Annotated in this window: 10 protein-coding genes; 6 read left to right on the top strand and 4 right to left on the bottom strand. The window is 73.8% G+C overall.

Annotated features, from left to right (window positions below; translation table 11 throughout):
* Window positions 1-17: 17 nt before the first annotated feature.
* The 3 genes from IE332_RS41830 to IE332_RS09010 form a co-directional block, all read right to left on the bottom strand.
* Window positions 18-1,028: a polysaccharide deacetylase family protein gene (locus IE332_RS41830; RefSeq protein ID WP_189914870.1), complete on the bottom strand. Its 1,011-nt coding sequence runs from the start codon at window positions 1,026-1,028 to the stop codon at window positions 18-20.
* 195 nt (window positions 1,029-1,223) lie between these two features.
* Window positions 1,224-2,117: a phosphotransferase enzyme family protein gene (locus IE332_RS09015; RefSeq protein WP_189914868.1), complete on the bottom strand. Its 894-nt coding sequence runs from the start codon at window positions 2,115-2,117 to the stop codon at window positions 1,224-1,226.
* A gap of 118 nt (window positions 2,118-2,235) precedes the next feature.
* Window positions 2,236-4,491: an MMPL family transporter gene (locus IE332_RS09010; RefSeq protein ID WP_189915370.1), complete on the bottom strand. Its 2,256-nt coding sequence runs from the start codon at window positions 4,489-4,491 to the stop codon at window positions 2,236-2,238.
* 570 nt (window positions 4,492-5,061) lie between these two features.
* Here IE332_RS09010 and IE332_RS09005 point away from each other — a divergent pair.
* The 3 genes from IE332_RS09005 (at window position 5,062) to IE332_RS08995 (ending at window position 9,694) form a co-directional block, all read left to right on the top strand.
* Entirely contained in the window at window positions 5,062-7,269 is a 2,208-nt protein-coding gene (locus IE332_RS09005) for an MMPL family transporter (protein ID WP_189914866.1), read from the top strand.
* A gap of 341 nt (window positions 7,270-7,610) precedes the next feature.
* Complete coding sequence (locus tag IE332_RS09000) at window positions 7,611-7,817, top strand: cold-shock protein (RefSeq protein ID WP_030060364.1); 207 nt, start codon at window positions 7,611-7,613, stop codon at window positions 7,815-7,817.
* Between the two features lie 158 nt (window positions 7,818-7,975).
* Window positions 7,976-9,694 carry a DEAD/DEAH box helicase gene (locus tag IE332_RS08995; RefSeq protein ID WP_229928457.1) on the top strand — a complete coding sequence of 573 codons (1,719 nt, stop codon included), beginning with the start codon at window positions 7,976-7,978 and terminating at the stop codon, window positions 9,692-9,694.
* Between the two features lie 166 nt (window positions 9,695-9,860).
* Here the strand turns inward: IE332_RS08995 and IE332_RS08990 are convergent, their stop codons facing one another.
* Complete coding sequence (locus IE332_RS08990; RefSeq protein ID WP_189914863.1) at window positions 9,861-10,727, bottom strand: helix-turn-helix transcriptional regulator; 867 nt, start codon at window positions 10,725-10,727, stop codon at window positions 9,861-9,863.
* A 113-nt stretch (window positions 10,728-10,840) separates the two neighbouring features.
* Between IE332_RS08990 and IE332_RS08985 the strand changes: the two genes are divergently transcribed.
* The 3 genes from IE332_RS08985 (at window position 10,841) to IE332_RS08975 (ending at window position 13,741) form a co-directional block, all read left to right on the top strand.
* On the top strand, window positions 10,841-11,881 hold the full coding sequence (locus IE332_RS08985) for a hypothetical protein (RefSeq protein WP_189914861.1): 1,041 nt from the start codon (window positions 10,841-10,843) through the stop codon (window positions 11,879-11,881).
* A 295-nt stretch (window positions 11,882-12,176) separates the two neighbouring features.
* Window positions 12,177-12,947 (top strand): ricin-type beta-trefoil lectin domain protein, encoded by a 771-nt coding sequence (locus IE332_RS40830; protein WP_229928456.1) that lies wholly within the window; start codon window positions 12,177-12,179, stop codon window positions 12,945-12,947.
* A 50-nt stretch (window positions 12,948-12,997) separates the two neighbouring features.
* Window positions 12,998-13,741: an RICIN domain-containing protein gene (locus IE332_RS08975; protein ID WP_229928455.1), complete on the top strand. Its 744-nt coding sequence runs from the start codon at window positions 12,998-13,000 to the stop codon at window positions 13,739-13,741.
* Window positions 13,742-13,805: the final 64 nt, after the last annotated feature.

Genomic DNA, 13,805 nt, shown 5'->3' with positions numbered 1-13,805 from the left:
CTTTCAGGAGACGGGCTTCAGGCCGCCGGGAAGTCGAAGGCGTACCCCTGGGCGACCAGCCAGGGCAGCAGCTGCTTGAGCGCGGCCACGGTCTGGCCGCGGTCGCCGCCGCCGTCGTGCAGGAGGATCACGCCGCCCGGCTTGAGCTGCTTCTGCACGGTGGAGACGATGGCCGGCACGCCGGGGCGGGACCAGTCGCGAGGGTCGACGGACCAGCCGAGCGAGGCCATCCCGAGGCCCGCGGTGATCTGCTCGTTGTCGGCGTTGAAGCCGCCGCCGGGGGCGCGGAACCAGTGGACCTCGGTGCCCGGGCCGCCGGCCTGGACGATCATGTCCCGGGCCGCGGTGATCTCGTACACGGCCTTGTCGTGCGGGAGCTTCGCGAACGGCTGGGGGTGGTGGACGCTGTGGTCGCAGAGCCGGTGCCCGGCGGCCAGGACGCGCTTGACCAGGGCCGGGTTGGCGGCGGCGTTCTGGCCGATCTGGCAGAAGGTCGCCTTGGCGTGGTACTGCGCGAGCAGGTCGAGGATCTGGCCGGTCGCGGGGCCGGGGCCGTCGTCGAAGGTGAGCGCGACGGTCCGGCCGCCGGAGGCGGTGGAGCCGATCACCGGGCCGGCCCCGGGGTGCGCGGGCGGCGGGGCGGGCGAGGAGGACGCGGCCGGGGCGGTCGGCGACGCGGGGGCGGAGGGGGCGTTCTCCGGCGAGGGGGTGCCCGTCGGCGAGGGCGTGCGCGGCTTCACGGGGGCGGCCGGGGCGGACGGCGTGGCCGGGGTGGTGGCGGGCGCGGAGCCGGTGGCCGGCGGGATCCCGTCGGAGCCGGGGGCCGGGGCGATGGTGGTGGCCGCGGTGCCGCTCGGCTGCGTGGCGCCGCTCGGCTGCGCCGCGGTGCTCGGCGGCTGGAGGGCGCCGCTGGCGGTCCCGCACGCGGTCAGTCCCAGGACGGCGGCCACCGCGACGCAGCCCGCGATCAGCCGGCGCCGGGAGCGGGACGTGGGCGGGGTGGAGGGGCGGCGGGAGGTCCGGTGCATGGCGGCGGCTCCTGAGGTGCGCGGGCGGTGCCGATCTCTCGGGGCGGGGCTCTCGGGGTCTCTCGGGCGGGATGACTGTCCGATAGGACGCCCACCGTACGTGCCCCGGTTGCGGGCCGGAACGCTCCCGCCCGGGAGACTTCTCACACCCGCCCCGGGAGGCGCCCGCGCGCCGGAACAGGTACGGGCCCGCCGTCAGAACGGGTACCAGCGCACCTCGGTGGCCCCGTCCCGCAGGGAGTCGACCCGCCGCCGGAACTCCGCGAGCGCGGCCGGGTTGCTCGCCGCCTGCTGCGCCACCCAGGAGGCGCTGGCGGTCTCCCGGGCCCCGCGCAGCACGGTGAACCCGGGCCACTCGCGCACGTCCCAGCCGTACGCCTCGGTGAACGCCTCGTACTCCTCGCCGGGCACGCCGTAGCGGTCCTGGGCGAGGGCGAGGACCACCAGGTCGTGCTCGCGCAGGTCGTCCGCGACGAATTCGAGGTCGAGCAGGACCGGCCCGTCCGGGCCGACGTGGACGTTGCGCGGCAGCGCGTCGCCGTGGATCACGCCGGGGTCCAGCCGCGGGGCGAGGCCGGGCAGGGCGGCCTCGAAGGCGTCCCGGCGGTCGCGCAGGAAGGCGACGTCCGCGGGGTCGACGTGCCCGTCGGCGGAGGCCAGCCAGCGCTCGACCGGGGCCAGCAGGTCGCGCCGGCCGAGCGGCACGGGCGGCACCGGCAGCCGGTGCAGGGTGCGCAGCAGCGGGGCGAGGTCGACCGGCCGGGCGGGGCGGACGGCGGGCGCGAGCCGGTGCCAGAAGGTGACCGGGTGCCCGTCGGCGAGCCGCGGCTCGGGCGCCACCGCGTCGTATGGGCGCACCACCGGGACGTCCTGTCCGGCCAGCCAGTGGGCGACGGTCAGTTCGCGGTGCGCCCGGTCGGAGAGCTCGGGGGCGCGGCCGACCTTGGCGACCACGGCCGGGTCGCCGAGGTCGAAGACGGCGTTCTCGCCGAGCGCGAGCAGCCGGGCGTCGCCGGGGGCCGGGAGTCCGGCGCTCGCGCAGGCCAGGGCGAGCAGCAGCCGGGCGCGGCCCTCGTCGAAGGGGGTCATGACTGGGCTCCGTTCCGGCGGTGTCCACCCGGGGGCCCGGGCGGTGATCATCATGACGCACGGACGCCGGGCCCCGCTCGCTGCGGGGCCCGGCGTGGTTCGCGTCACCGCGGTCGGGTCAGACCTCGATCCTGCGGTGCCGCGCCCCCTCCGGCGCGGGGGCGGGGGTGCCGGGCTGCCCCGGCAGGGTGCTCGCGGCGCCGAGCGGCGGCACGGACTCGCCGTGCGAGAGGTCCGGCAGCCAGCCCAGCCAGCGCGGCAGGTACCAGTTGCGCTCGCCGAGCAGGGTCATCACCGAGGGCAGCAGCACCGCGCGGATCACCGTGGCGTCGATCAGTACGGCGACCGCCAGGCCGACGCCCATCTGCTTCATCGCCTGCATGGACAGGGTGCCGAAGACCGCGAACACCGCCACCATGATCACCGCGGCGCTGGTGACGACCCCGGCCGTGGAGCGGATGCCGTGGGCGATCGCGGCCCGGGTCGGCAGCCCGCGGTCGCGGCCCTCCTTGATCCGGGAGACCACGAAGACGTGGTAGTCCATCGAGAGCCCGAAGAGGATCACGAAGAGGAACAGCGGCACCCAGGACTCCACCGCGCCGACCCCGGCGGTGCCCAGCAGTGAGGCGCCCACGCCGTGCTGGAAGACCAGCGTCAGCACCCCGTACGCGGCGCCCACCGAGAGCAGGTTGAGCGCCACGGCGGTGCCGGCCACGGCCAGCGAGCGGAAGGAGGTGAGCATCAGCAGGAAGGCGAAGAGCACCACGAAGCCGAGCACCAGCGGCATCGAGCCGGTCATCTGGGCGTTGAAGTCGTACGACCCGGCGGTGCGCCCGGTGACCGGGGCCTCGGTGCCGGGCACCTTGAGGACGGTGGCGGGCACCAGGTCCTCGCGGAGGGTCTTCAGCGCGTCGTTGCTGGTGGCGTCGTTGCCGGTGCCGTTGAGCGGGATGTCGACGGTGGCGATGTTCTTGTCGGCGTGCACGGCGACCTCCACCGGGCCGTGCATCCGGCCGCTGGCCAGCGCCCTGGCCTTGAGGTCGGCGATCGCGGCGGTCATCGCGGGGGAGTCGATGTCGGCGGCCTTGATGACGACGGTGGCCGGGGCGGGGCTGCCGGGGAAGGCGGCCTCGATCTTCTGCGAGGCGGCGACCAGCGCGTTGCCCGCGGGCAGCTGCTGCCGGAAGGTGAGGTTGGCGGTGTGCATGGTGAGCAGCGGCGTGGCCAGGGCCAGCAGGAACGCCCCGGCGAGCAGGGTGGCGGCCAGCGGGCGGCGCAGCACCGGGGTCAGCACCGCGTTCCAGAAGCGTCCCCCGGTCTGGGCGACGTCCGGGCGGCGGAGCTTGCCGAGCAGGGGCAGCCGGCCCTTGTCGACCCGGTCGCCGAGCATGGACAGCAGCGCGGGCAGCACGGTGAGCGAGCCGAGTACGGCGGTGATCACGACCAGGATGGTGGCGAAGGCCATCGCCCGGAAGTCGGCGATCCCGGTGAGGAACATGCCGGCCATGGCGACCACCACGGTGACGCCGGAGACCAGCACCGCCCGGCCGCTGGTGGCGGCGGCGACGGCCAGCGCGGTCCGCGCGTCGCGCCCGGCGGCCCGCTCCTCGCGCTCGCGCCGCAGGTAGAAGAGGCAGTAGTCGACGCCGACGGCGAGGCCGACCAGCAGCATCACCGAGCTGGCGTCGTCGCTGGTGTGCAGCAGGCCGCTGGTGAGCGCGACCAGCCCGCCGGCCGCGATGAAGGCGGTGAGCGCGAGCACCACCGGCAGGACGGCGGCGACCAGCGCGCCGAAGGCGACCAGCAGGATGCCGAGGGCGAGCGGCACGGCCGTCCACTCGGCGCGGGCGAAGTCGTTCTTGAACTGGTCCTTGATCCACTTGCCGGAGCTGGCGTCGCCGAGCTCGACCACGGTCAGTCCGGGGTTCTGCCTCTGTACGCCGGCCACCGCGTCCAGCACGGCCTGGACGTTCTCGACCGCCTCGTCCTGGTCGCCCTTGAGCGTCACCAGCACGAGCGCCGAGTGGCCGTCCTGGGAGACCGCCTTGGTCTCGTACGGCGAGCGGACCTCGGCGGCCTTGCCGGTGCCGTTCACGGCGGCGGTCACCTGGCCGACGGCGGTGCGGAACTCGGGGTCGTCGGCGCTGCGGGTGGGGCTCTGGACCAGGACGGTCTCGCTCGCCGGGCTCTTCAGCCCGGCGTCGTCGAGGATCCGCGCGGCCCGGGCGACCTGCCCGGGCATCGACTCGGCCTCGGTCACCTTGGTGCTGCCGTGCGCGCCGCCGAGCACGGTGGCCAGCACGACGAAGAGCAGCCAGCCGAAGACGGCGGTCTTCCGGTTCCGGGCGCTCCAGGCGCCCATCGCGGCGGCCATGCCGAGTCCGGGTTTCGCGGGTCTGGCCTGTACGGGCTTCACGGGTGCTTCCCCCCTGGGAGTACGGCGTTCGTCGCCGGACGGGAGCGGTGGCGGCGGTGGTCGCGGAGGCCGCCTCCGCTGCGCGCCGGCTGCGGTCCCGGCGTCCCAACAGACATTAGGGAGAAGGGGGTTGGGCGGTAATCCGGCTGGCGGGTGACCCGTCCCTGGGGCTTCCCTCGGGGGCGGGGTGGGGTTTTCCCTACCCCTCGACCCCGAGAACTCCACCTAGGGGGTAGGGGACGCGACTCCACCCTGAGGGGGAGATGACTCCACCCGGAGCACGAGGTCAAGCGGGGTGCGTTCGGGGGAAACTGGGCCGGGGCCGTTTCGGGGCGGTCCTGTACCGGGGGTTGGAATACGGGGGCTCCTTGCCGGGCGGCAAGCAAGTACTCGTAAGATGATGCCCGAACCTACTTACCTGCCGACCGGCAAGGGCGTGCATCCCGTGTACGCCCGGCCGGTCCTGCCGTCGCCCAGCGTCCCGTCCCCCAAGGGCTGCGGTGAACCATGCCCAGGAGGCACACGAGCATGTTCCACCGACTAGGACACTTCGTCGTTCGCCGTGCCTGGTGGGTGATCCTCGCCTGGGTCGTCGCGATGCTCGCCATCGTCGCGTCGGCCCCGAAGGTCACCTCCCAGACGGACGAGTCCGCATTCCTGCCCAAGCACTACGAGTCGATCCAGGCGGCGCAGCTCCAGGAGCAGGCGTTCCCGTCCAGCTTCACCCCCGCCGCGCTGCTGCTCTTCGAGCGCAACGACGGCCAGGCGCTGAACGACGCCGACCAGGCCTCGATGGACAAGGTCGTCAACGGTCTGACCGCCGCGCACATCCCCGCGGTCGAGAAGATCCTGCCGGTCGACGCCAAGGCCTCGAAGTCCAAGGACGGCAAGTACGCGCTGTCCATGGTCGCCATCGACAAGACCAAGATGCAGACCGAGGAGTACCCCGACGCGGCCAAGAAGCTGCGTGAGGAGGGCTCCAAGCTCGCCGACGGCACCGGGCTGAAGTTCCAGGTCGGCGGTCAGGCCGCCAGCTCCCTGGACCAGAAGGACGCCTCCGGCTCCACCGACGCCATCGTCATGGGCCTCAGCCTGGTGCTGGTCATCCTGATCGTCGGCATCATCTTCCGCAGCATCCTGGCCGGCCTCCTGCCGGTCCTGCTCTCGCTGGTCATCGCGATGCCGGTGGCCAACGGCCTGATCGCCGACGCGATCAAGATCTTCGACCTCAAGTCCTCCCCGATGACCTCCGCGATCCTGATCATCGTGGTCCTCGGCGTCGGCACGGACTACTTCCTCTTCCTCGCCTTCCGCTACCGCGAGCGGCTGCGCCTGGGCGAGGACCGCAAGACGGCCGTGGCCAACGCCGTCGGCCGGGTCGGCGAGGCGATCGCCTCCGCCGCCGGTGCCGTCGCCGTCGCCTTCGCCGTGCTGATCCTCTCCAGCCTGGGCATGTTCACCGCGCTCGGCCCGGCGCTGGCCATCGCCGTCATCGCGACCGCCCTGGTCTCGCTGACCCTGGCCCCGGCCGTGCTCGCCGTCATCCCGTCCAAGGGCGTCTTCTGGCCCGGCAAGAAGTGGATGCAGGAGCCGAAGAACGCCCGCTTCGCCGCGTTCGGCCGGATGACCGGCAAGAAGCCCGGCCTGGTCGCCCTGGTCTCCGGCGGCATCCTGCTGGTGCTGACCCTGGCCGGCGTCAACTACAACGGCACCTACGACCTGGCCGGCAGCTCCATGCCCAAGGGCAAGGAGTCGATGGTCGTCCAGGACAAGCTGATGACCGCGTTCTCGGCCGGCGCCGCCGACCCGAGCCACGTCTACCTGACCAGCACCAACGGCGCCAAGCTCAGCGACTCCGCGATCAAGGACTTCGCCGGCAAGCTCCAGGGCGTCCCCGGGGTGGCCTCCGTCGTCACGCCGAGCACCGAGAACAAGGCGATCAACGCCGAGGGCACCACCGGTGACTTCACGGTGATGCTGAACGACGCGCCGGCCTCCAACAAGGCCATCGACACCATCGAGAAGGTCCGCGACACCGCCCACGCCTCGGCGCCGGCCGACAGCAAGGCCCTGGTCGGCGGCATCACCTCGGTGTACAAGGACATCAACACCGCGATGGTGCACGACTACACCCTGGTCTTCCCGATCGCGGCCCTGATCATCATGCTCATCCTGGGCCTGCAGCTGCGCAGCGTGGTCGCGCCGTGGTACCTGATGGCCTCGGTCGGCCTCGGCTTCGGCGGCACCCTCGGTGCCACCACCCTGGTGTTCCAGAACATCAAGGGCGAGCAGGGCCTGATGTTCATGCTGCCGATCTTCATCTACCTGTTCGTGGTGGCGATCGGCACGGACTACAACATCCTGATCATCTCCCGCCTCCGCGAGGAGGCCCGCGAGGGCCGCAGCCCGCGCGAGGCGGCCAGCGAGGCCGTCAAGCACGGCGGCCCGACCGTCGCGGCGGCCGGCTTCATCCTGGCGGCGTCGTTCGCGACCTTCATGCTCGCGGGCAACGTCCTCTTCATGGAGCTCGGCTTCTCGCTGGCCTTCGGCATCGTGCTGGCGGCCTTCGTGATGGCGATGTTCTTCACCCCGGCGCTCACCGCGCTGCTCGGCCACCGCGCCTGGTGGCCCGGCCACGCCGACGAGCCCGGCCACGGCCACGGCCACGGCCACGGCGACGGTCCGGCCCCGCTGGCGGGCACGCACGGCGTCCCGGAGCCGGCCGGCCGGCACTGACCGCGGCCGTCCCGGAACGATCCCCGGCCGGTACCGGAGGGATCCTGGACCGGCCGGGGATCCACAGGCGGCGCCCCGCTTCGGCGGGGCGCCGCTTGCCCTGTTCCCGGGGGCGCCAAACGTGATCTGTTCGGCGGAAAATCCCCGGTCGCCCGGGGTGTCACCGTGCTACAGTCGACTCAGTTGCAGTTTTGGTTCCCATGAACGTGTATGTGCGCCTGCTGGTTCCAACCAACAGGCGCATTTGTTTTGTCCGGTGTTTCAGTCTCCGGATGGGGATCGCGGCTACTTGGGGATCCACGAGGTGTGGGTCCCTGATGCCCCAGTATGAGGAGACGGTTATGGCTACCGGCACCGTGAAGTGGTTCAACAGCGAAAAGGGCTTCGGCTTCATCGAGCAGGATGGTGGCGGCGCTGACGTCTTCGCCCACTACTCGAACATCCAGGCTCAGGGCTTCCGTGAGCTGTTCGAGGGCCAGAAGGTCGAGTTCGACGTGACCCAGGGCCAGAAGGGCCCGCAGGCCGAGAACATCCAGATCATCGGCTGACGTCAGCCTCCACGCTGACTCGCGATAATCGCGAAGCGGGGGCCCGCACCGCACGGTGCGGGCCCCCGCTCATGCCGCAGTACGGCCGGGGCGGCGCACTCACTTCCGACGGCCGACCAGCCCGCACCGCGGGCTGCCGACCGACCGACGGAGATCCTGTGACCACCCCTGCCCGCACGCCGCGCGACCGCGGCCCCCGCACCACCGACCGCACCGGCCGCGGCACCGACCCGGCCCGCCGCACCGGCGACGGCGACCGCCCGCGCAAGCCCCGCGGCCGCAACGGCGCCCCCAAGCAGGGCGCCCCCAAGCAGAGCCGCGCCGCCGTGCCCGAGGCCACCGACTTCACCGTCGTCCAGGGCACCCCGCCCCGGCCCCCGGCGGCCACCTTCGCCGAGCTCGACCTGCCGAAGGGCATCCTCTCCGCGCTCACCCGCGAGGGCGTCACCGAGCCGTTCCCGATCCAGGGCGCCACGCTGCCCGACTCGATCGCCGGCCGCGACGTCCTCGGCCGCGGCCGCACCGGCTCCGGCAAGACCCTGGCCTTCGGCCTGCCGCTGCTCGCCCGCACCGCCGGGAGCCGCGCCGTCGCCCGCCACCCGCTGGCGCTCGTCCTGGTGCCCACCCGCGAGCTGGCCCAGCAGGTCACCGACGCGCTCACCCCGTACGCCACCGCCGTCAACCTGCGGATCACCACCGTCGTCGGCGGCATGTCGATCAACCGGCAGGCCAACGCGGTGCGCCGCGGCGCCGAGGTCCTGGTCGCCACCCCGGGCCGGCTGGACGACCTGATCGGGCGCGGTGACGTCAACCTCTCCGACGTGGCGATCACGGTCCTGGACGAGGCCGACCAGATGGCCGACATGGGCTTCCTGCCGCAGGTCACCAAGCTGCTGGAGCAGGTCGCCGAGGGCGGGCAGCGGATGCTGTTCTCCGCCACCCTGGACCGCAACGTCGACCGGCTGGTCAAGCGCTTCCTGACCGACCCGGTGACCCACTCGGTCGACCCGTCGGCCGGCGCGGTCACCACCATGGACCACCACGTCCTCCAGCTCGACCAGACCGACAAGGCCTCCGCCACCGCGCACATCGCCTCCCGCGACGGCCGCGTGATCATGTTCGTGCACACCAAGCACGGCGCGGACCGGCTCGCCAAGCAGCTGCTCGCCAACGGCGTCAAGGCGGCGGCCCTGCACGGCGGCAAGTCCCAGCCGCAGCGCAACCGGGTCCTCGACCAGTTCCGCGACGGCCACATCACCGCGCTGATCGCCACCAACGTCGCCGCGCGCGGCATCCACATCGAGGGCCTCGACCTCGTCGTCAACGTGGACCCGCCGGTCGACCACAAGGACTACCTGCACCGCGGCGGCCGCACCGCCCGGGCCGGCGAGTCCGGCACGGTCGTCACCCTCGTGCTGCCCGAGCAGCGCCGCGAGGTCAACCGGCTGATGACGGTGGCCGGGATCCGCCCGACCGTCACCAAGATCCGCCCCGGCGACGCCGACCTGGCCCGGATCACCGGCGCCCGCACCCCCAGCGGCGTCCCGGTCACCCTGGCCGTGCCGGTGGTCCAGGCCGCCGCCTCCGCCCCGGCGGACGAGACGGCCGGGCGCGCCGGAGCCAAGGGCGCCCCGCGCCGCCGCGCCGGCAAGCGCTCCGGCCTGCCCGCCGACGTCGACATGAACGGCAACCCCCGCCGTCCCCGCCCCAAGCAGCGGATGGGGGCGGCCGGCGCCGCCCAGGCCGACCGCCCCCAGGGTGACCGCCCCCAGGCGGCCGGCTTCATCGGCCGCTCCTCCGGGCGCGCCAAGCCCGGCAGCGGCTCCAAGTCCGGCTCCAACTACGGGAGCGGGCGCCAGCGCCGCAAGTTCGACTGACGCTCCGCCCGAACGGCCCGGCCCCCTCGTCACCACGGGGGCCGGGCCGTTCGGCGTCTCCGGGGCGTCCGGGACCGGCCACCGGGGCGTCCTCGGTGCCGGTCCGCCGCCCCGGCACCCGCGTCGGGGCGGCGTCGGGGCGGCTTCGGGGCGGCGGGCCCCCAACTCAGACCGTCGCCGCCACCGCCGGGGCCGGCGCCAGGGCGCGCAGCCGCTGCTCCGTCTCGGCGTCCCGCGGGGCCATCACGATCAGCTGCAGGCCCTCCGTGGCCAGCAGCACGTGCTGGTCGATCCGCAGCTCGCCCACCACCTCGTGGCGGATCACCTTCCGCGCGCCGCCGCGCTCCGCGACCTGGTGCTCGTCCAGCCAGCGGTCCGCCTCCGGGTACTCGCCGCGGACCTGCTGGATCATCCGGGCCAGGTGGCGCCCGACGGCCGTCGCCTCCCCGCCGCGCTCGGCGTAGGCGGAGCGCAGCTGCGCCAGGAAGTGGCGGGCGTGCACCTCCCACTGCTCGACCCGGGCCCGGTGCACCGCGTTGCCGAACACCACCCAGGCCAGGTTGCACTCGTCCGGTGCCCGGCCGGTCAGGCCGAACAGCGCGTCCGCGCCCGGGTTCCAGGCCCGGATGTCCCAGTTGGCGTCCATCACGAAGGACGGCGCCGGCCACTGCGCGCGCATCAGCCGCAGCAGCGGCACCGGGACGTCCCCCGGCGCCGCCACCTCGCCGTCCCGCGGGTGGCTGCCCGCCAGCCGGAACAGGTACGCCGTCTCCGCCCGGTCCAGCCGCAGCGTCCGGGCGAGGCTCGCCAGCACCTCCGGGGACGGGTGGATGTCCCGCCCCTGCTCCAGCCACGTGTACCAGGTCACCCCCACCCCCGCGAGCAGCGCCAGCTCCTCCCGCCGCAGCCCCGGAGTGCGCCGCCGCACCCCCGGCGCCAGCCCGACCTCCTTGGGCGTCAGCCGCGCCCGGCGGCTGCGCAGGAAGCTCGACAGCGCCGTCCGGCGCTCCTGGGCGTCGTCAACGTCCACCATGTCCCCCGTCCTCCCTGGTAGTCGAACTACCAGTACTCCCACGCACTGCTGCGGCCCGCCCGTCCGCGCGAGGCTTGATCACGTCAACGGACCGCACGCGCAGAGGAATTCCGATGAGCAACCGTCAGCACCGTACTCTCCGCCGCACCCTGGTCGCGGGCGCATTGACCACCCTGATCGGCGCCGCCGGCGCACTGCCCGCGGCCCCGTCCGCCGCCGCGGCCGCCGCCTCGCCCGCCGGGCGCCCGGCCCCGGCCGTGATCACCGGCCACGCGCCCACCCTGGTGCCCGAGGCGGGGGCCTGGGACGCCTCCCACCACCGCTTCCTGCTCGGCTCGCTGCGGCACGCGACCGTCTCCGCCGTCGGCACCGACGGGAGCGTGCGCACCCTGGTGCGGGACCCGGCCCTGACCGAGGTCGCCGGCCTGCGGGTCGACCCCGTCCACCGCCGCGTCCTGGTCACCGACCTCGACAACGGCGTCGGCGAGCACAGCAGCCCGGCGACCTTCGGGAAGATCGCCGGGATCGGCGCCTACGACCTGGACACCGGCCGCCGCCTCTTCTACACCGACCTCGCCGCCGTCGCCGCCGACGGCGGGAACCACCTGGCCAACGACATCGCGGTCGGCCCCGACGGCACCGCCTACGTCACCGACTCCTTCGCCCCGGTCGTCTACCGGGTGGCACCGGACGGCACCGCCTCCGTCCTGCTGCGCGACCCGAGGCTGGCCCCCGCCCCGGGTTCGTACGGCCTGAACGGCATCGTCCTGCGCGAGGGCCGCCTGGTCGTCGGCAAGTGGGACGACGGCACGCTGTGGCAGGTCCCGCTCTGGGACCCGGCCGCCGTGCGACAGGTCGAGGTGGCCGACGGCGCCGCGTCCCTGCTCCACCTGGACGGCCTGCTCGGCCGACCGGACGGCTCCGTCGCGGGCGTCACCAACGCCCTCCTGGGGGCCGGCCGCGACGCCGAGGTCGAACTGCGCTCCGAGGACCACTGGCGCACCGCCCGGCTCACGGCCGTCCGGCCCTCCGCCGACCCCACCCCGACGGCGCTCATCGCCGGTCCGGCGGGCCGCGTCTACCAGCTCTCGGCCGGCCTCGCGGACGCCGTCGCGGGGCACCCGTCGGACGCCTTCACCCTGCGTCGGATCTGACCCGCCATCCGCTCGGCCCCGGATCGCCTGACGGCCCGGCTCCCGCTCGTCCGGGGGCCGGGCCGTACGCGATCAGGCCGGATCGGCCGCGCGTCCGGCCTGCCCGGGGCGTTCCGGAGCCGTGTCGTACACGCTCCGTGCGTGGACGGACCGGTGGCGTGATCTTCACCCCACCCGTTGACCGTGGACACGACCTGCCCGAAGCTTTCGCGCGGCCCACATGAAGATCGCATTATCACCACGATTGCTTCACATGCGGGCCGGTCGGTTCACCCTCCCCGGAAGGACTCTCCCCGTGCGTCGTACCGCCGCCCTGTTCGCCACCGCCCTGCTCGCCGGTGCCGCCGCGCTCACCGCGCCCGCCGCCGCCGGAGCCGCCGAGAGCACCACCCGGAACGCGGCGTCCACCACCGTCCCGGGCCCGGGCGGCGTCGGGAGCTGCACCGTCACCGACGTCGACCTGGTCCCCAACGGCAGCTGCTCGGGCCTCGACCCGCAGCAGACCTGGCGCGTCGCGGTCGATTGCGCGGGCTACGACTGGACCTGGCACGTGCCCGTCTACTCGGGTGCGGTCAGCGACTGGGTCACCGGCAGCGGCACCGCCAGGACCGGGTGCATGTACCCGCTGATGCCCGGTGCGGGCCGGATCGAGTTCGGTCCGGCGGTTCCCGCGGGCCCGGTCGGCCAGATCACCGGGATCGCCGGCAAGTGTCTGGACGTGCGCGGCGGCAGCACCGCGAACGGGACCCAGACCCAGATCTGGGACTGCCTGGGCAACGTGAACCAGACCTGGAAGGTCGGCGCCGACGGCACCGTCCGGGCCGTCGGCAACTGCCTGGACGTCGAGGGCGGGCGGACCGGCAACGGCACCCTGGTGCGGACCTGGGAGTGCAACGGCAGCGGCGCCCAGCAGTGGCGGGCCCGTCCGGACGGCTCGCTGGTCAACCCGCAGTCCGGCCGCTGCCTGGACGTCCGGGGCGTCTCCAGCGCGAACGGCGCGGTCCTGCAGATCTGGGACTGCTTCGGCGCCACCGCCGCCAACCAGGTCTGGCACCTGCCCGCCTGATGCCCCCGGCAGTACCGACCGATTCCCCCTCACCCCCAAGGAGCCCCGCCATGCGCCGTACCGCCACCCTGCTCACCACCGCCCTGCTCGCCGGAGCCGCCGCGCTCACCGCGCCCGCCGCCGGTGCCGCCGAGAGCGCCGCTCAGAACGCGCCGTCCGCCCAGACCGCCGCGAGCTGCACCGTCGGCAGGAGCGGCGTCGGCTTCCTCGGCACCTGCTCGGGCATCGACCCGCAGCAGACCTGGCGGCTCGCGGTCACCTGCCAGGGCTTCGACAGCAACGGGTTCCCCACCTTCTCGGGTTCGAGCAGCGGCTGGGTCACCGGTAACACCAGCGCTTACGCGGGCTGCTTCTACCCGATGATGGCGACCGGCGGCTGGATCGTGAACGGTTCCCCCGTCCCGGCGGGCCCGGTCGGCCAGATCAGCGGCTACGCGAACAAGTGCGTGGACGTGCGCGGTGGCAGCACCGCCAACGGGACCCCCGTCCAGATCTGGGACTGCCTCGGCAACGTCAACCAGACCTGGAAGATCGGCACCGACGGCACCATCCGCGCCCTCGGCAAGTGCCTGGACGTCCAGGGCGGACACACCGGCAACGCCACCGTGGTCCAGACGTACGACTGCAACGGCACCGGCGCCCAGCAGTGGCAGGTCCGCCCCGACGGCTCGCTGCTCAACCCGCAGTCCGGCCGCTGCCTGGACGACCTCGGCTTCTCCACCACCAACGGCAACCAGCTCGGCATCTGGGACTGCAACGGCGCCGCCAACCAGAAGTGGAACCTGCCGGCCTGACCGGCACCGCCCCCACGGCGCGCGCGGCCCCCGCCGCGCGCGCCGTCACTGCTCCCGGGCGCCG

Origin of the sequence: Kitasatospora xanthocidica (assembly GCF_014656195.1) — a bacterium.
Taxonomy (GTDB): Bacteria; Actinomycetota; Actinomycetes; order Streptomycetales; family Streptomycetaceae; genus Kitasatospora; species Kitasatospora xanthocidica.
Note: the sequence above shows the minus strand (reverse complement) of the source record. Positions and strands in the feature narration are given on the sequence as shown.

What these genes read in the sequence shown, in the direction of transcription:
- IE332_RS09015 (WP_189914868.1), bottom strand. Translation starts at nt 2,117, where the DNA reads ATGACCCCCTTCGACGAGGGCCGCGCCCGGCTGCTGCTCGCCCTGGCC.
- IE332_RS08985 (WP_189914861.1), top strand. Translation starts at nt 10,841, where the DNA reads ATGAGCAACCGTCAGCACCGTACTCTCCGCCGCACCCTGGTCGCGGGC.
- IE332_RS09010 (WP_189915370.1), bottom strand. Translation starts at nt 4,491, where the DNA reads ATGGCCGCCGCGATGGGCGCCTGGAGCGCCCGGAACCGGAAGACCGCC.
- IE332_RS08975 (WP_229928455.1), top strand. Translation starts at nt 12,998, where the DNA reads ATGCGCCGTACCGCCACCCTGCTCACCACCGCCCTGCTCGCCGGAGCC.
- IE332_RS08990 (WP_189914863.1), bottom strand. Translation starts at nt 10,727, where the DNA reads ATGGTGGACGTTGACGACGCCCAGGAGCGCCGGACGGCGCTGTCGAGC.
- IE332_RS09005 (WP_189914866.1), top strand. Translation starts at nt 5,062, where the DNA reads ATGTTCCACCGACTAGGACACTTCGTCGTTCGCCGTGCCTGGTGGGTG.
- IE332_RS41830 (WP_189914870.1), bottom strand. Translation starts at nt 1,028, where the DNA reads ATGCACCGGACCTCCCGCCGCCCCTCCACCCCGCCCACGTCCCGCTCC.
- IE332_RS09000 (WP_030060364.1), top strand. Translation starts at nt 7,611, where the DNA reads ATGGCTACCGGCACCGTGAAGTGGTTCAACAGCGAAAAGGGCTTCGGC.